At 71.4% G+C, this 16,566-nt stretch carries 16 protein-coding genes; 3 read left to right on the forward strand and 13 right to left on the reverse strand.

All coding sequences use genetic code 11. The features are described from left to right. Positions 1 to 57 precede the first annotated feature (57 nt). The 5 genes from ACZ5WG_RS26290 to ACZ5WG_RS26310 all read right to left on the reverse strand — a co-directional run bounded on the left by ACZ5WG_RS26290 (position 58) and on the right by ACZ5WG_RS26310 (position 5,805). Entirely contained in the window at positions 58 to 1,725 is a 1,668-nt protein-coding gene (locus ACZ5WG_RS26290) for a bifunctional uroporphyrinogen-III C-methyltransferase/uroporphyrinogen-III synthase (RefSeq protein WP_468726341.1), read from the reverse strand. Next, positions 1,722 to 2,690: a hydroxymethylbilane synthase gene (gene hemC, locus ACZ5WG_RS26295; protein ID WP_383514521.1), complete on the reverse strand. Its 969-nt coding sequence runs from the start codon at positions 2,688 to 2,690 to the stop codon at positions 1,722 to 1,724. The genes ACZ5WG_RS26290 and hemC overlap by 4 nt, the downstream gene beginning before the upstream one ends. Then, a complete protein-coding gene (locus ACZ5WG_RS26300) occupies positions 2,687 to 4,402 on the reverse strand; it encodes a glutamyl-tRNA reductase (RefSeq protein ID WP_468726342.1) in 1,716 nt (571 codons plus the stop codon). The genes hemC and ACZ5WG_RS26300 overlap by 4 nt, the downstream gene beginning before the upstream one ends. Continuing rightward, complete coding sequence (locus ACZ5WG_RS26305; RefSeq protein ID WP_468726343.1) at positions 4,399 to 5,253, reverse strand: redox-sensing transcriptional repressor Rex; 855 nt, start codon at positions 5,251 to 5,253, stop codon at positions 4,399 to 4,401. Before ACZ5WG_RS26305 ends, ACZ5WG_RS26300 begins: the two co-directional genes overlap by 4 nt. 273 nt (positions 5,254 to 5,526) lie before the next feature. Further along, positions 5,527 to 5,805 carry a glutaredoxin family protein gene (locus tag ACZ5WG_RS26310; RefSeq protein WP_053790970.1) on the reverse strand — a complete coding sequence of 93 codons (279 nt, stop codon included), beginning with the start codon at positions 5,803 to 5,805 and terminating at the stop codon, positions 5,527 to 5,529. A gap of 107 nt (positions 5,806 to 5,912) precedes the next feature. Here ACZ5WG_RS26310 and ACZ5WG_RS26315 point away from each other — a divergent pair, with 107 nt between their 5' ends. The 3 genes from ACZ5WG_RS26315 (at position 5,913) to ACZ5WG_RS26325 (ending at position 9,610) form a co-directional block, all read left to right on the forward strand. Further along, positions 5,913 to 6,887 carry an HAD family hydrolase gene (locus ACZ5WG_RS26315; protein WP_468726345.1) on the forward strand — a complete coding sequence of 325 codons (975 nt, stop codon included), beginning with the start codon at positions 5,913 to 5,915 and terminating at the stop codon, positions 6,885 to 6,887. A gap of 400 nt (positions 6,888 to 7,287) precedes the next feature. After that, a complete protein-coding gene (locus tag ACZ5WG_RS26320) occupies positions 7,288 to 8,103 on the forward strand; it encodes an ECF subfamily RNA polymerase sigma factor, BldN family (protein WP_468726346.1) in 816 nt (271 codons plus the stop codon). A 307-nt stretch (positions 8,104 to 8,410) separates the two neighbouring features. Further along, positions 8,411 to 9,610 (forward strand): DUF5667 domain-containing protein, encoded by a 1,200-nt coding sequence (locus ACZ5WG_RS26325; RefSeq protein ID WP_468726347.1) that lies wholly within the window; start codon positions 8,411 to 8,413, stop codon positions 9,608 to 9,610. Positions 9,611 to 9,713: 103 nt separating this feature from the next. Here the strand turns inward: ACZ5WG_RS26325 and ACZ5WG_RS26330 are convergent, their stop codons facing one another. The 8 genes from ACZ5WG_RS26330 to ACZ5WG_RS26365 form a co-directional block, all read right to left on the reverse strand. Then, complete coding sequence (locus tag ACZ5WG_RS26330) at positions 9,714 to 10,712, reverse strand: lysophospholipid acyltransferase family protein (RefSeq protein ID WP_468726348.1); 999 nt, start codon at positions 10,710 to 10,712, stop codon at positions 9,714 to 9,716. Beyond that, positions 10,712 to 11,782 (reverse strand): NAD-dependent epimerase/dehydratase family protein, encoded by a 1,071-nt coding sequence (locus ACZ5WG_RS26335; RefSeq protein WP_468726350.1) that lies wholly within the window; start codon positions 11,780 to 11,782, stop codon positions 10,712 to 10,714. The genes ACZ5WG_RS26330 and ACZ5WG_RS26335 overlap by 1 nt, the downstream gene beginning before the upstream one ends. Before the next feature lie 94 nt (positions 11,783 to 11,876). After that, the gene (locus ACZ5WG_RS26340) at positions 11,877 to 11,975 is read right to left on the reverse strand and encodes a 30S ribosomal protein bS22 (RefSeq protein WP_003948845.1); all 99 of its coding nucleotides are present in this window, start codon (positions 11,973 to 11,975) and stop codon (positions 11,877 to 11,879) included. Between the two features lie 152 nt (positions 11,976 to 12,127). After that, positions 12,128 to 12,337: a helix-turn-helix domain-containing protein gene (locus tag ACZ5WG_RS26345; RefSeq protein ID WP_008738568.1), complete on the reverse strand. Its 210-nt coding sequence runs from the start codon at positions 12,335 to 12,337 to the stop codon at positions 12,128 to 12,130. A 114-nt stretch (positions 12,338 to 12,451) separates the two neighbouring features. Then, entirely contained in the window at positions 12,452 to 13,282 is an 831-nt protein-coding gene (locus ACZ5WG_RS26350) for a phosphatase (RefSeq protein WP_468726351.1), read from the reverse strand. Between the two features lie 115 nt (positions 13,283 to 13,397). Next, positions 13,398 to 14,567 carry an acetoin utilization protein AcuC gene (locus ACZ5WG_RS26355; protein ID WP_468726352.1) on the reverse strand — a complete coding sequence of 390 codons (1,170 nt, stop codon included), beginning with the start codon at positions 14,565 to 14,567 and terminating at the stop codon, positions 13,398 to 13,400. Further along, positions 14,518 to 15,732 carry an MFS transporter gene (locus ACZ5WG_RS26360; RefSeq protein ID WP_468726354.1) on the reverse strand — a complete coding sequence of 405 codons (1,215 nt, stop codon included), beginning with the start codon at positions 15,730 to 15,732 and terminating at the stop codon, positions 14,518 to 14,520. The genes ACZ5WG_RS26355 and ACZ5WG_RS26360 overlap by 50 nt, the downstream gene beginning before the upstream one ends. 43 nt (positions 15,733 to 15,775) lie before the next feature. Continuing rightward, complete coding sequence (locus tag ACZ5WG_RS26365; RefSeq protein WP_468726355.1) at positions 15,776 to 16,429, reverse strand: HAD family hydrolase; 654 nt, start codon at positions 16,427 to 16,429, stop codon at positions 15,776 to 15,778. Between the last annotated feature and the right edge of the window lie 137 nt (positions 16,430 to 16,566).

The following is a 16,566-nucleotide window of genomic DNA, read 5'->3' on the forward strand; positions in this document are numbered from 1 at the left end:
ACGGGTCAGGGCCCGGACGCAGCGCGTCCGGGCCCTGACCCCTGCTCGAGCCCACCCTCAGGTGGTCCGCCTCCGCCGTGCGCCCGGGCGGCGCTCGCTCGGGCGGGACACCGACTCGCCGGCCTCCTTGGCCGCCTCGCGGCGCGCCGCGCCGTACTCGGCCAGGGCCTCCGCCAGCTTGCTCACGCTCGGCTCCGGCGACAGGACGTCGACGCGCAGGCCGTGCTCCTCCGCCGTCTTGGCCGTGGCCGGCCCGATGCAGGCGATGACCGTCACGTTGTGCGGCTTGCCGGCGATGCCGACGAGGTTGCGCACCGTCGAGGACGACGTGAAGAGAACGGCGTCGAAGCCGCCGCCCTTGATCGCCTCGCGCGTGTCCGCCGGCGGCGGCGACGCGCGCACGGTCCGGTAGGCCGTGACGTCGTCGACCTCCCAGCCCAGCTCTATCAGCCCGGCCACCAGGGTCTCGGTGGCGATGTCGGCACGTGGCAGGAAGACTCGGTCGATCGGGTCGAAGACCGGGTCGTACGGCGGCCAGTCCTCCAGCAGCCCGGCCGCGGACTGCTCGCCGCTCGGCACCAGGTCCGGCTTGACGCCGAACTCGACCAGCGCGGCGGCGGTCTGCTCGCCCACGGCGGCGACCTTGATGCCCGCGAAGGCACGGGCGTCGAGCCCGTACTCCTCGAACTTCTCCCGGACGGCCTTCACCGCGTTCACGCTGGTGAAGGCGATCCACTCGTAGCGGCCCGTCACCAGGCCCTTGACCGCGCGCTCCATCTGCTGCGGGGTGCGCGGCGGCTCCACGGCGATGGTCGGCACCTCGTGCGGCACCGCGCCGTACGAACGCAGCTGGTCGGAGAGCGAAGCGGCCTGCTCCTTGGTACGCGGTACGAGGACCCGCCAGCCGAACAGCGGCTTCGACTCGAACCAGGCCAGCTCCTCGCGCCGCGCGGCGGCGCCGTGCTCACCGACCACGGCTATGACCGGCCTGGCGCCCTCGGGCGACGGGAGCACCTTGCCCTGCTTGAACACCTGGGCGATGGTCCCGAGGGTGGCGTTCCAGGTCCGCTGGCGGGTCGTCGTGCCTGCGACCGTCACCGTGAGCGGGGTGTCGGGCTTGCGCCCGGCGGACACCAGCTCGGCTGCCGCGCTCGAGACGGTCTCCAGCGTCGCGGAGACGACGAGGGTGCCGTCGCTGGCGCCGACCTCGCTCCAGCAGCGCGCGGAGGCGTTGCGCGCGTCCACGAACCGCACATCGGCACCCTGGCCGCCGCGCAGCGGCACACCTGCGTACGCGGGCACGCCGACGGCCGTCGCGACACCGGGCACCACCTCGAAGGGGATGCCGCCGGTGGCGCAGGCGAGCATCTCCTCGGCCGCGTTGCCGTCGAGCCCGGGGTCGCCGGTGACGGCACGGACGACCCGCCTGCCGGAGCGCGCGGCCTCCATGACAAGATTGGCCGCATCCCGGATCACCGGGACACCGGCGGCTGCTGACACTTCGTCAGCAATCGTCAGCTGTGGCGTGTCCACTCCCGCGCGCGCATGCGTGCGTACGACCTCGAGCACCTCGGGCTCCGCGATCAGTACGTCCGCGGCCGCGAGCGCCTCGACGGCGCGGAGCGTCAGCAGACCCGGGTCACCGGGGCCGGCACCGAGGAAGGTGACGTGCCCGTGCGCGGCGACGACCGGAAAAGCGGAGGTGGTCGGACGTGAGGGGTTCAAAGCGATCGCTCCCCCATCAGACCGGCCGCGCCCTTGGCCAGCATCTCGTCCGCGAGTTCGCGGCCGAGCGCCATGGCCTCGTCGTACGACTGGGGCACGGGACCGGTGGTGGACAGCTGCACGAGCGTCGAGCCGTCGAGGGTACCGACGACGCCGCGCAGGCGCATTTCATTGACAACCTGGCCGTCGGCCAGGAGATCGGCGAGCGCGCCCACGGGTGCACTGCAGCCGGCCTCCAGGGCGGCGAGCAGGGAACGCTCGGCGGTCACGGCGGCCCGGGTGTGCGGGTCGTCGAGCTCGGCGAGCGAAGCGATGAGCTCCGCGTCGGACGCGAGGCACTCCACGGCCAGGGCACCCTGGCCGGGAGCGGGCAGCACGTTGTCGACCGACAGGAAGTCGGTCGCCTCGGCGCTGCGGCCGATCCGGTTCAGCCCGGCGGCGGCGAGGACGACGGCATCCAGCTCGCCGTCGCGCACGAAGCCGATCCGGGTGTCGACGTTCCCCCGGATGGCGACGGTCTCGATGCGCTTCCCGAGGGTGCGCGCGTAGTGGTTGAGCTGCGCCATGCGGCGCGGCGACCCGGTACCGATACGGGCGCCGTCGGGCAGCTGCTCGAAGGTCAGGCCGTCGCGGGCGACGAGCGCGTCGCGCGGGTCCTCGCGCAGCGGCATGGCCGCGATCACGAGCTCCTCGGGCTGCGCGGTCGGCAGGTCCTTCAGCGAGTGGACGGCGAAGTCGACCTCGCCGCGCACCAGCGCGTCGCGCAGCGCGGTGACGAAGACTCCGGTGCCGCCGATCTGCGCGAGGTTCTCACGGGACACGTCACCGTAGGTCGTGATCTCCACGAGCTCGACGGGCCGGCCGGTGATCGCCCTTACCGCGTCGGCGACATGGCCGGACTGGGACATGGCCAGCTTGCTGCGCCGCGTGCCCAGCCGCAGGGGCTGGTCGAGACGTGGATTCATGATGCCCGTCCTGAGTCGTCGTTCTTGTCTGCCGCATCCGCCCGGCTGACGGAGGCCACCGTCTGCGGGTCGAGATCGAAGAGTTCACGCAGCGCCTCCGCGTACCCGGCGCCCCCGGGCTCGCTGGCGAGCTGCTTGACGCGCACGGTCGGCGCGTGGAGGAGCTTGTCGACGACACGGCGCACGGTCTGGGTGACCTCGGCCCGCTGCCGTTCGTCCAAGTCCGGAAGCCGCCCGTCGAGCCGTGCCACTTCCATGGCCACGACCTCGGCGGCCATCGCCCGCAGGGCGACGACGGTCGGCGTGATGTGCGCGGCCCGCTGCGCCGCCCCGAATGCCGCCACCTCTTCGGCGACGATGCCGCGTACGGCGTCCACGTCGGCCGCCATCGGCGCGTCGGCCGATGCTTCGGCGAGCGATTCGATGTCGACGAGCCGCACGCCCGGGATCCGGTGCACGGCGGCGTCGATGTCGCGCGGCATGGCCAGGTCCAGCAGGGCCAGCCGTACGGGCGCGGCGTCGACCTGGCTGCGGGCGCCCTTGCGGGGCTGCCGCTGCGCGGCGGCCTCGCCCTGGTCGGCCCATGTGCCGTGCAGTTCGAGGGAGTTGGCGTCGACTCCGGTGAGCGCGGCCCGCCCGTCGCCGGTCGGCACGTCGACGGGACACCCGTCGCGGTCGGCCCCGGGCACGATGGTCCGCGCCACCCCGCCATCGGCGAGCCGCACCCCGGCCTCGGCGGCGGCCACGAGCCGCGCCAGGACATCGGCGTCAGCCGCATCCAGCCGCGGGGATGCCCCCGGCGATGGCTGGGGGACGGTCCGGAGGCGGAGCCCCCGGGAATCGGGAAGGGGAGGGGAGGGGACGAGCCCCGCAGGGCCCGCCACCGCAGCCGCGACCTGCTCCCCGGTCAGCACCAGCCCGGTGGCCCCGGTACAGGACACCACGACGTCGACTCGTGTCAGCTCATCGGCGACCGACGCCATCGGAACGGACCTGGCCACCACCCCAGTGCCTGAGGCAACCAGAATCTCGGCCAAACGGTCCGCTCGCTCCGCGGTGCGGTTCGCGACGACGATCTCCGCGACGCCCACCCGCGCCAGCGTGGCCGCGGCCAGCGAGGACATCGACCCCGCGCCGATCACCAGCGCCCGCTTGTCCTTGGCCCACACGTCCACCGGCTCGCGCCCGGCGGTCAGCTGCTCGAGCCCGAAGGTCACCAGCGACTGCCCGGCGCGGTCGATCCCGGTCTCGGAGTGCGCCCGCTTGCCGACGCGCAGCGCCTGCTGGAACAGGTCGTTGATCAGGCGGCCTGCGCTGTGGAGCTCCTGCCCCAGCGCCAGCGCGTCCTTGATCTGCCCGAGGATCTGGCCCTCGCCGATCACCATCGAGTCCAGCCCGCACGCCACCGAGAACAGGTGGTGGACGGCCCGGTCCTCGTAGTGGACGTACAGGTACGGAGTGAGCTCCTCCAGAGCCACCCCGCTGTGCTGGGCGAGCAGGGTCGACAGCTCGGCCACACCGGCGTGGAACTTGTCCACGTCCGCGTACAGCTCGATCCGGTTGCACGTGGCGAGCACCGTCGCCTCCGTCGCCGGTTCCGCGGCGAGGGTGTCGTGCACCAGCTTGACCTTGGCGTCGGCCGACAGGGAGGCACGTTCGAGCACGCTCACCGGCGCGCTGCGGTGGCTCAGCCCTACGACGAGCAGACTCATGCCGGCATCACCGCCGGAACGTCGCCCTCGGGGCCGCTCTTGCGTGCGACGGCGGCGGGCCGTCCGGCGGGCGGCTCGACGGCCGCGGCGGGGGCCGCGCCGGAACCGGCGGCGGTCTCGGCGATGTCACCGGACGCGGAGAGCACAGCGGAGGAGGACGAGGAGGGCGTGGCGTTGGCCGCCGCCTCCTCCCCGGCCTTGCGCTGCTCGTGGAACGCCAGGATCTGCAGCTCGATCGACAGGTCGACCTTGCGTACGTCCACGCCGTCCGGCACGGACAGCACGGTCGGCGCGAAGTTCAGGATGGAGGTGACGCCGGCGGCGATCAGCCGCTCACTGACCTGCTGCGCCGCGCCCGCGGGGGTCGCGATCACTCCGATCGAGACGCCGTTCTCCGAGATGATCTTCTCCAGATCATCGGTGTGCTGCACGGGCATGCCCGCGACCGGCTTGCCGGCCATCGCCGGGTCGGCGTCGATGAGCGCCGCGACGCGGAATCCGCGCGCGGAGAAGCCGCCGTAGTTGGCCAGGGCGGCGCCGAGGTTACCGATGCCGACGATGACGACCGGCCAGTCCTGGGTCAGGCCCAGCTCGCGGGAGATCTGGTAGACGAGGTACTCGACGTCGTAGCCGACGCCGCGCGTCCCGTACGAACCCAGGTAGGAGAAGTCCTTGCGGAGCTTGGCGGAGTTGACTCCGGCGGCTGCCGCGAGCTCCTCGGAGGACACCGTGGGCACCGATCGCTCGGAGAGCGCGGTGAGTGCGCGCAAGTACAGCGGAAGCCTGGCGACAGTGGCCTCGGGAATACCTCGGCTGCGGGTCGCCGGTCGGTGAGTTCGGCCAGTTGCCACGATGCTCCTGCGGGATGAGCGGGGCTGCAGGCGGTCACTTGTCCCAAGACCGCCCCGTCGAATGCAGGCTATGTCTTTGTGAACGCGTGCACAAAGATTGTGTCCGCTTTGTCCGAGCAAAGTGACCGGGGTCACGCGGCCCGGGCCCCTAGGGCGGGAACCCACAACACGCCGAACCCGTTCAAATCCCGAGGGGGGCAAAACGGTACACACTCCTCATCAATACACCCCCGAGATCCCACAAATCGCCCATGATGGTAACCGGCCGGAGGGTCAGCCCTCCAACGCGCGACGCAGCCGGTCCGGGTTCACCCTCCAGAAGGTGTGCTGTTCGCCGTCCACCAGCACCACCGGGATCTGCTCCCAGTGCAGCCGGTAGAGCTCCGCGTCCTGCGAGATGTCCTTCTTCTCCCACTGCGCCCCGACTTCCGCGCACACCTTCTCGATCACCTCTTGTGCGTCATCGCACAGATGGCACCCCGGCTTCCCGATGAGCGTCACCAACCGCTCGCCGGGACGCTTCTTTTCCTTACGACGCAGCAAAGGGCTCATGCCACCATTCTCCCGCGCCACCGCGTAACACCACGGCACCGAAGAGTTCACGCCCCCGGCATCCCATCGGTTCGGGAACTCCCGAACACAATGGCTATGCTCGCGTCATGGCCGCTCTGGGATGGCTCACCCCCCGTAGGCGCTCCGCCACCGCGCGGAGCGTGCTGGCAGGCGAGGCCTCGGCCGAAGCCGCCCGCAAGACCGCGCTGGCCCTCGAGGCGGAGGCCGGACCACCGGCCGAGCCCGAGGAGACCGCGGCGCAGGCAGCCGAGGAAGCGGAACCGGCCGAGCCCGAGTTCCCCGTCGCCGGCGACGAGCTCGCCGCCGCCTTCTTCGACCTCGACAACACCGTCATGCAGGGCGCCGCGATCTTCCACTTCGGCCGCGGCCTCTACAAGCGGGAGTTCTTCCACCGCCGCGAACTCGCCCGCTTCGCCTGGCAGCAGGCCTGGTTCCGGCTCGCCGGGGTCGAGGACCCCGAGCACATGCAGGACGCCCGCGACAGCGCCCTCTCCATCGTCAAGGGCCACAAGGTCTGCGAACTCATGGCGATCGGCGAGGAGATCTACGACGAGTACATGGCCGAGCGGATCTGGCCGGGCACCCGCGCCCTGGCCCAGGCCCACCTCGACGCCGGCCAGAAGGTCTGGCTCGTCACGGCCGCGCCCGTGGAGACCGCCACGATCATCGCCCGCCGGCTCGGCCTGACCGGGGCGCTCGGCACGGTCGCCGAATCCGTCGACGGCATCTACACCGGCCGGCTCGTCGGCGAGCCGCTGCACGGCCCCGCGAAGGCCGAGGCGGTCCGCGCCCTGGCCGCCGCCGAGGGCCTCGACCTCGAACGCTGCGCGGCGTACTCCGATTCGCACAACGACATTCCGATGCTGTCGCTGGTCGGGCATCCGTACGCGATCAATCCCGACACAAAACTGCGCAAGCATGCCCGGGCACACGACTGGCGGCTGCGCGACTATCGGACCGGCCGCAAGGCCGTGAAGGTCGGCGTCCCGGCCGCCGCCGGCGTCGGCGCGATCGCGGGTGGCGCAGCCGCCGCCATCGCCCTGCACCGCCGCCGCAAGTAGCCGCCCCCTCCGCCGCCGGCCCGGCTTCCGCCTGCGCCGGAGCCGCCCTGCGGCCCGCCGGGGCCGCGCTTCGCGGGCTCTCGGCCCGCTGCGCCGCGGGCATTCACCCACTTCTACCCCCGCGCCCCGCGCGGCACTCCCGCATGCCCGACTCGGTCGCGAGCCAGCGTGGAAGCGTCCATTCCGCGTATTCAACCGATCAAGAATCGATCACCAACTGCGACTGAATATGCCTTCGACACGCAACAGAAGTGTCGGAATCGGTGATTTGAGCAACTGGGTGTAGCGCCGCCTGTACGAAGCGTTATTCTCCTCAAACGCATGCCACCGCTCATCTGTCGCCACGACGGGTGAACGGTCCCGCACTGCACGTGATGGAAGCTCTGCCTCTGGGAGTCCCGTGTACCCACCTGTCGGGGTTGACGCCTCGGGCCTGGCTACGCTGCGCGCAACGGTCCTCGACCACCTGCGCGGCTTCGTCCCCACCGCGTACGCCGTCCCCGCCTTCGCCGCCGCGGTCCCTGCCGGCCTCGGCCCGGCCGGTCCTTGCTATGCCCTGACCGACGGCGGAGCGACGGTGGGCAGACGCGGTCGCACGGGGGGAGGCTCCGGCGGCACCGCCACCGGTACGAGCGCGCCCGCCGCACGCCGCCCCACCGCGGACAGCGACCAGGCCCGCATGATGGACCTGGTCGAACGCGCCCAGGCCGGCGAGGCCGAGGCCTTCGGCCGGCTGTACGACCAGTACAGCGACACGGTCTACCGCTACATCTACTACCGCGTCGGCGGCAAGGCGACCGCGGAGGACCTCACCAGTGAGACCTTCCTGCGCGCCCTGCGCCGCATCTCCACCTTCACCTGGCAGGGCCGCGACTTCGGCGCCTGGCTCGTCACGATCGCCCGCAACCTGGTCGCGGACCACTTCAAGTCCAGCCGCTTCCGTCTGGAAGTGACCACGGGCGAGATGCTGGACGCGAACGAGGTGGAACGATCCCCCGAGGACTCGGTCCTGGAGTCCCTCTCCAACGCCGCCCTGCTGGAAGCCGTACGCAAGCTCAATCCCCAGCAGCAGGAGTGCGTGACCCTGCGGTTCCTCCAAGGCCTGTCGGTCGCCGAGACCGCCCGGGTGATGGGGAAGAACGAGGGCGCCATCAAGACGCTCCAGTACCGGGCGGTCCGCACCCTGGCCCGCCTGCTCCCGGACGACGCCCGCTGACCTCCGACCCGCCCCGCACCGCCACCACCGGGCGCCTCACCCTGCGACTCCCCCCACGCCCCGCAGACCCCCCGCGCCTTCCGACCCTCCTGACAATCCACACAACCGGTGACCCCTCGATGACGCTGTGGTCCGATCATCCTTCGTCCGTAACCCAAGTGCCGCGCCGCTCGTTGTGCGGAATGCAGGCTCCCTGTGGACACGCCCTGCCCGAAGCCGCTCACTCGAAAGTGTGGACGTGCTCAAGGAAGGCAACCTTCCGGACACCTTGGGGAGTCGATCGTCATGACGAGAGGAGGTGCCGCCAGTGATCGCGAACGTGACTCCGCACCGGCGGGCGAACGCCTTCGCCCAGGCCCTGGAGGATCGGACCCCATCCGACCTTTCGGAACCGGACCCGGCGGCCGAGCAGTCCGAGGCACCTGCCGAACCTGCCGACCACGACCGGTTGTTGGCCCTGGCGAGCGCGCTCGGCGAAAGAATGCCGCGCCCGGTGCTGGACCCCGAGGTCAAAGTGGTGCAACGAGCCCAGCTCGTGGCCGCCATGGAGGCCCTGGTGATGGAAGAGAGGGCCGGGGGCGGTGCCGCCCCGGACCCTCAAATGCCCGAGCAGCGGACCGGCCGCGGCGCCCACCGGGCGACCTCGCTCCGGAAATTGCGGCCCCGCTCCCGCTGGTCCAAGGGCATCGCAGCGGGCGGCCTCACCGTAGGTGTGGCCGCGGGGGCCTTCAGCGGCGTGGCCGCTGCCAGCACGGACGCCCTGCCCGGTGACTCCCTCTACCCGATCAAACGGGGCATGGAGGACCTGAAGCTCGGCATGGCCGACGAGGACGCGGACCGCGGCGAGCTCTATCTCGACCAGGCCTCCAACCGCCTGTCGGAAGCCCGCAGGCTGATGGAGCGCGGCCGGACGGGCGTACTGGACCACGAGTCGCTCGGCGAGATCCGCCGGGCCCTGGCGGGCATGAAGCACGACGCGGCGGAGGGCCACCGGCTCCTCCAGGCCGCCTACCAACGGGACGGCTCGCTCGGCCCGATCCAGGCGCTGTCGTCGTTCTCCCGCTCGCACCGCGATGCGTGGGGCCGGCTCCGGGACAAGCTCCCGGCGCAGCTCACCGACGTGGGCGGGGAGGTCGAATCGGTCTTCCAGGCCATAGACGATGACGTGGCGCCCCTCCAGAGCCTGCTCCCCAAGCCCCCGGAGCAGAACCGCGGCGGCTCCGTCGCCCCGGCCAAGCCGAGCGCCCCGGCCGGGCAGCACCAGTCCGCACCGGCGGCGGGCGCGCCCTCGGCCAGCCCGACCCCGCCCGCAACCACCGGCGGCAAGCCCTCACCGGCCCCCGGCGGCCTCCTGGGCGGCACGGGCGACCTCCTGCACCCGCCCGCGGGTCAGAACACCCCGGGGGCCTCGTCCTCCCCGGAGCAGGTACAGCCCGACATCACCCTGCCGCCCCTGCTCCCGGGCCTCCTCCCGGGCCTGGGCCTCAAGGCGGAGGACGCCGGGTAGGACGGAACGGCCGCAGGCCCTCAGCCCCGTTCGGGACTGAGGGCCTGCGCCATGAAAGGCCTCTCCCTCTGCCGGGGCGGCGTCGCGCCCGCAGCGAACCCACTCAGAAGAACACGGACCGCCGCTGCACCAGCAGCTTGTACAAGGTGTGCTGGATCTGCTCGCGGACCTCGTCCGTCAGGTTGAACATCAGCATCGGGTCCTCCGCCGCCTCCGGCGGATACCCGTCCGTCGCGATCGGCTCGCCGAACTGGATCGTCCACTTCGTCGGCAGCGGCACCGCTCCCAGCGGCCCCAGCCACGGGAACGTCGGCGTGAGCGGGAAGTACGGAATCCCCAGCAGCCGTGCCAGCGTCTTCGCGTTCCCGACCATCGGGTAGATCTCCTCCGCCCCCACGATCGAGCACGGCACGATCGGCGTCCCCGCCCGCAGCGCCGTCGAGACGAACCCGCCCCGCCCGAACCGCTGGAGCTTGTACCGGTCTCCGAACGGCTTCCCTATCCCCTTGAAGCCCTCCGGCATCACCCCGACCAGTTCCCCCGCCTCGAGCAGCCGCTGCGCGTCCTCCGAGCACGCCAGCGTGTGCCCGGCCTTGCGCGCCAGCTCGTTCACCACCGGCAGCATGAACACCAGGTCCGCCGCCAGCAGCCGCAGGTGCCGCTGCGCCGGGTGGTGGTCGTGGACCGCCACCTGCATCATCAGCCCGTCCAGCGGCAGCGTCCCGGAGTGGTTCGCCACGATCAGCGCCCCGCCCTCGGCCGGGATGTTCTCGATGCCCTTGACCTCGACCCGGAAGTACTTGTCGAACAGCGGCCGCATCAGGGACATCAGGACCTGGTCCGTCAGTTCCTTGTCGTAGCCGAACTCGTCGACGTCGTAGTCCCCGGTGACCCGGCGCCGCAGGAACGCCAGCCCGCCGGCGATCCGCCGGTCCCACGCGGCCCCGCCGGACTGCACGGGAGCCGGCTCCGGCGCAGCCGGCTCCGCGGCCTCCACCACCGGCTCCGGCGCCGGAGCCGGCACCGCCCGCACTCTCCGGGTCCCGGCGCCCCGCCGGCGCGGCCGGTCCTCGTCGAACGGAATGACCTTGGCGTCCGCCACTATCGCTGCGCTCCCTCTTCGGATCCGGCAACCCCGACGTTCACGTGCAACATTCCGGCAACCCGGTCCACGGCCCGCCCTGCACGCTCCGGCGGCAGCAGCCCTCTCCCCCGGCTGCGCGCGAAATCGGCGAAGGTCTCGGCGGTCGTGTACATGGGCTTGAATCCCAGCACCTCCCGCATCTGGGACGTCTCCACGACCCGCCCGTGCGTGAGGAGTCTGATCTGCTCCGGCGAGAAATCGGTGACCCCCACCGCGCGCAGCGCCGACCCCACCCACGTCACCGCGGGCAGCAACAGCGGCACCGTCGGCCGCCCCAGCCGCCGGGCGCACTGCGACAGCAGCAGCACCCCGTCACCCGCGATGTTGAAGGTCCCGCTGTTCAGCGTCCCGCGCTGGGGCTCCGCCGCCGCCAGCCGCAGCACCTCCAGCACGTCGTCCTCGTGGACGAACTGCAGCCGCGGGTCGTACCCCAGCACCGTCGGCATCACGGACATCGAGAAGTACTCGGCGAGCGAGGAGTCCGCGTAGGGCCCCAGGATGTTCGCGAACCGCAGCACGCACACCGCCACGTCGGGCCGCCTGCGCGCGAAGCCCCGTACGTACGACTCGACCTCGACGGCGTCCTTGGCGAAGCCTGCCGCCGGCAGCGACTTGGGGTGCGTGGTCTCCGTGAAAACGGCCGGATCCCGCGAGGCGCCCCCGTACACGCTCGTACTCGACTTCACCACCAGCCGCCGTACCGTCGGCGACTTCTGGCAGGCCCCCAGCAGCTGCATCGTCCCGATGACGTTGGTCTCCTTGACGGCGCTCCCCGTGCCGCCCGGCCCTGCACCGCTCCCGGTCACGGCGAGATGGACCACCGTGTCCACGGCGTGCTCGGCGAGCACCCGGGCGATGGACGACTGCCGGATGTCCGTACGGACGAACTCCGCCGAGCCCAGCCGGTGCGGCGGCTCGGCCGCGTCGACCGCGATGACCCGCTCGACCTCAGGATCACGCTGGACCCGCCGCACGAAGCGGCCCCCCAGCTGCCGGGCTGCCCCGGTAACGAGCACGACCTTCCCCACGAGCTCAGCGCCTTCCTCGTCGTCCCCCGGCTACACCGCAGCCCCTCCACCAAAGGATGGTGGAGGGGCTGCGGAGAACACGTACAGCTGCCGTTTACTTCTTGTTACGGCGCTGGACGCGGGTGCGCTTGAGCAGCTTGCGGTGCTTCTTCTTAGCCATCCGCTTACGCCGCTTCTTGATAACAGAGCCCACGACTACCCTCGCTCACTTCTCGGAACATCCCCGCGTCAGCGGGGAACGGTGCGGGGCGTCTGGGCCCACACGACCTACGTCGGCCTAGCCTACCCGCCCGAGCTCTTAGCCTGTAATCCGAGGGGTTCGGAGAGTTCGCCGGAGCTTCAGTCTCAGGCCGACTCCACCCCCACATAGGACTCTCGGAGGTACTCGTGAACCGCGTTCTCGGGGACCCGGAAGGACCGGCCCACCCGGATTGCGGGCAGATGACCGTTGTGCACCAGGCGGTACACGGTCATCTTCGACACTCGCATCACCGAGGCGACCTCCGCCACGGTCAGGAACTGAACCTCACTGAGAGGCCTCTCGCCAGCAGCCATGACACACCTTGACCTTCCGCGCATGACGGGCACCGGCTTCCCCTCCGGTTACTCCTCGTCGTCGCACGCTCACTCCACAGAGTAGGGGCGTGTGATACGAGTGGGGAAGAGGAGCTACGGCCACTCCTGCGCACCCGGCAGACTCGCCCGATCGAGTAGATAGCGAATGAGCGGTCTGTAGTAGTCCGCGCGCACCGCGTCATCAAGCGGAACGGCCACCGCCACACGCCCCTCCGCCTCCCCGACGAACAGCGCCGGGTCGTCCGTATCCGCCAGCCCGATCGCCTCCACACCGAGCTGACCTGCGCCGCAGACCCACCCGTGATCCCCCACCACCAATTCCGGCAACGGCCCGCCGGCCTCCGCCAGCGCCCCGAGCGCGATCCGAACCGGCAGGGGTGAATGGGTGTGCACGCCGGTTGCACTCCCCGGCGGCCGCGCGCCGGGTTCCCGCACCAACGCGACTCCCCGTACGTAATCGATGCTGTGCCTGCGTACGCCGAACCGGGTCGCCATGTCGACACCGGCCCCCTGCGCCGGAGTGAGCACAACACATCCCACCGCCGACAGGGCCCGCGCCAAACTGGCGTAGAACCCCAGGAGACGGTGCGGATGCCCCGTCCCGAACAACACCGGCGACCGCGCCCCGGCCGCCTCGCGCAGCCGCTCCGCGAACGCCTCCAACGCCGCCAGCGTCAGCTCCGGATCGATCACGTCCGGCCCGCTGACGTGCGCAGGATCCGCCGAGACCCCGCACTTGTCCGCCATCAGCCTCAGCAGGTCACCCTCGCCCCAGCCCCCCTCCGGATCCAGCCCCAGCAGCACCCGCGGATCCCTCGCCGCGAACAGCCGGTATCTGCGCAGGCTCTCCTCCCGTGGGGTGGCGACGGGCCCGGCCAACCGGGCGGCCAGCAGATGCGCACGCAGCGCGCCGGTGCTCAACACCCTCCGATGCTGACGCACCGGACCTGGCGGATCATCAATTCCGGCGAACAGCCCCACACTTGGCGTAACACCCGGCGAAACGATGCATCACCGCTCCCAGGCCTCGCAGCCGCCCTTACGTGAGCAGGCCGCGCAACGGGAACACCGCCCGCCGGGTCGCCAGAACGGCCTGATCGATCCGGTCGGCCGGGTCGTAGCCCGCCTCCCAGTCCCGCCACGCGACCGCCCGCCCGTCCGTCATCCGGGCCGGCGCCGGCTGCCGCGTCCTCGCGTACACCTCGTCCCGCCACGCGTCCGGCACCACCGACTCCGGATCGACCGGATGGTGCGCCGCGATCCCCACCAGATGCGTCCACGACCGCGGTACGACATCCACGACCGCGTACCCGCCGCCGCCCAGCGCCAGCCACCGGCCCCCCGCATGCTCGTGCGCGAGCCGGTGACACGCCTCCTGCACCGCCCGCTGCGCGTCCAGCGACACCGCGAGATGGGCGAGGGGGTCCTCGAAATGCGTGTCCGCCCCGTGCTGGGTCACCAGCACCTGTGGCCGGAAGTCCTCCAACAGCTCGGGCACCGTCGCGTGAAAGGCCCGGAGCCACCCCTCGTCCCCGGTCCCGGCGGGCAGCGCCACGTTCACCGCCGAGCCCTCCGCGGCCGGCCCGCCCGTCTCCTCCGGCCAGCCGGTCTGCGGGAACAGGGTCCGCGGATGCTCGTGCAGGGAGACCGTCAGCACCCGCGGGTCGTCCCAGAACGCCGCCTGGACCCCGTCCCCGTGGTGCACGTCCACATCCACGTACGCGACCCGCTCGGCCCCCAGCTCCAGCAGCCGCGCGATCGCCAGCGCCGCGTCGTTGTACACGCAGAACCCGGCGGCCCCGCCCGGCATCGCATGGTGCAGCCCGCCCGCGAAGTTCACCGCGTGCTCGGCCTCCCCGTGCCAGATCGCCTCCGCGGCCGCCACCGACTGGCCCGCGATCAACGCCGACGCCTCGTGCATCCCGTGGAAGGCCGGATCGTCCATCGTCCCCAGCCCGTACGACCCGTCGGCCACCCCCGGATCCGCGGACACCTCGCGCACCGCGGCCACGTAGTCCTCCCGGTGGACCAGCCGCAGCGTGGAGTCCCCCGCCGCGCGGGCCGCCCGTACCTCCATCTCCCGGTCCAGCCCGAAGGCGCGCACCAGGCCCATGGTCAGCGCCAGGCGCACCGGGTCCATCGGATGGCTCGGTCCGAAGTCATACCTCGTTACCGCCTCGTCCCACATCAACAACCCGCGGCCGCTCATGCCCGACACCGTATCGGGCGCCCTCCGAGCCGAACGAACGGGCGTGGAAGAGTGTCACAAGCACCAGCGCCATCGGCACGAGCATCGCGCCCCGGTAACTCCAGGCGTCCCCGATCCCGCCGACGAGCGGAGATCCGATCAGGAAGCCGACGTAGTTGAAGATGTTCAGCCGCGCGATGGCCGTATCGGAAGCCCCGGGGAAGAGTCTCCCCGCGGCCGCGAAGGTCTGCGGCACGATCACGCACAACCCGATCCCCAGCAGCGTGAACCCGAGCATCCCCGCCCACGCCCCGGGCGCGGCCGCCACCACCGCGAACCCGCCGGCCGCGACCAGCGTCCCCATCCGTACGACGGCCACCGCCCCGAAGCGCCGCACGCCCAGGTCCCCGACGGCCCGCCCGATCAGCGTGGTCACCATGTACACGTTGTACGGGACCGTCGCCAGCTGCTCCGAGCTCCCCAGCACGTCCTGGAGGTACTTGGCGCTCCAGTTCGAGACGGTCGAGTCCCCGATGTACGCGCACGCCATCACCAGGCAGAGCGGCAGCAGCAGCTTGAACCCGCCGGCCCCCAGCCCCTTCTCGGGGACCTCCCCCTCCCCGCTCCGGTCCACGTAGAACCGGCTGCCGTAGAAAGCGAGCGGCAGCAGCACCACCACGGCCGGCAGGTACGAGGTGAACAGCGACAGATGCCAGTGCGCCCCGGCCCAGGCCGCGGACGCCCCGACGATCCCGCCGAGGCTGTACGCGGCGTGGAAGCCGAGCATGATGCTGCGCCCGTACGCCCGCTGCAGGCTGACCCCGAGCATGTTCATCGAGGCGTCCAGCGCACCGACGGACAGCCCGAACGCCCCCAGGGCCACCGCCACATGCCACATCGTGCTGCCGGCCCCGACCCCCAGCAGGGAGAGCAGGACCAGCGGCTGCGCCCATCGCAGTACGGCGGCGGGCCCGACCCGCTTCACCAGGTGCTCGGTGGCGACGCTGGAGACCCCGGCGAGAACCGGCACGGCGGCGAGGAAGGCGGGCAGCAGCCCGTCGGATATCCCGTACCGGTCCTGGATGGCGGGGATCCGCGTCACGAGGAGGGCGAACGTCACGCCCTGCACGAAGAAGCTGAACCCCAGGGAGCCCCGCCCCCGGCGCAGCCGCACGTCTTCTGTCATGGCGGCACAGCGTAGGCCCGCGGGCTACCCGTGGGTAGAGAGATCACACAGGCCGTTCCAGAAGCCCCGTCAGCTCCTTCATCTCCCCGAAGAAACCGGTGGCCCCGGCCAGCCGCTCGGCGGGCATCATCCCGGTGAACCCGTACACGTCCATCCCGGCGGCGACCGCGGCCTGCACCCCGAGCGGACTGTCCTCGATCACCACACACCGCGCAGGATCGACGCCCATGACCCGGGCCGCGTGCAGGAACAGATCGGGAGCGGGCTTCCCCTTGCCCACGTCCTGCGAGCTGAAGATCCACTCCTCTTCGAACCATCCGTCGAGCCCGGCCGCCCGGTGCCCGACCCGGATCCGCTCGTGACTCCCGGAGGAGGCCAGGCAGTACGGCACCCCGTGGGCGGTCAGCGCTCCGAGTACGTCCACCACGCCGGCGACGGGCGTCAGCTCCCGCTCGAACGCGGCGAACGTCCGCGCGTGCAGGGTCGCATCGAACGCGGCGGGCAGCCGCTCCCCGGTCCGCTCGAGCACGAGATCGTGCACCCGGTGGACGGCGGCGCCCATGTAGTCGCGGATCGAGTCCTCGTACGAGGTGGGGTGCCCCAGCTCGGTCAGGTACCCGGCGAGAATGCTGTTGGCGATCGGCTCACTGTCCACCAGCACGCCGTCGTTGTCGAAGATGACGAGGTCGTAGCCCATGGACCCGACCCTACGCAAGCCCCGCCCCTTGTAAAACATGGCCCGTAAACGCAGAAAAGCCCCGTACCGGATACCCGGTACGGGGCTTTCTACAATGATTGTTCGGCGGCGTCCTACTCTCCCACAGGGTCCCCCCT

This window comes from Streptomyces sp. NPDC032745 (assembly GCF_055579465.1).

Coding starts and splice junctions, on each gene's coding strand:
- ACZ5WG_RS26310 (WP_053790970.1), bottom strand. CDS start 5,805: ATGAGCCCTTTGCTGCGTCGTAAGGAAAAGAAGCGTCCCGGCGAGCGG.
- ACZ5WG_RS26360 (WP_468726354.1), bottom strand. CDS start 15,732: ATGACAGAAGACGTGCGGCTGCGCCGGGGGCGGGGCTCCCTGGGGTTC.
- ACZ5WG_RS26345 (WP_008738568.1), bottom strand. CDS start 12,337: ATGGCTGCTGGCGAGAGGCCTCTCAGTGAGGTTCAGTTCCTGACCGTG.
- ACZ5WG_RS26355 (WP_468726352.1), bottom strand. CDS start 14,567: ATGAGCGGCCGCGGGTTGTTGATGTGGGACGAGGCGGTAACGAGGTAT.
- ACZ5WG_RS26300 (WP_468726342.1), bottom strand. CDS start 4,402: ATGAGTCTGCTCGTCGTAGGGCTGAGCCACCGCAGCGCGCCGGTGAGC.
- ACZ5WG_RS26365 (WP_468726355.1), bottom strand. CDS start 16,429: ATGGGCTACGACCTCGTCATCTTCGACAACGACGGCGTGCTGGTGGAC.
- hemC (WP_383514521.1), bottom strand. CDS start 2,690: ATGAATCCACGTCTCGACCAGCCCCTGCGGCTGGGCACGCGGCGCAGC.
- ACZ5WG_RS26315 (WP_468726345.1), top strand. CDS start 5,913: ATGGCCGCTCTGGGATGGCTCACCCCCCGTAGGCGCTCCGCCACCGCG.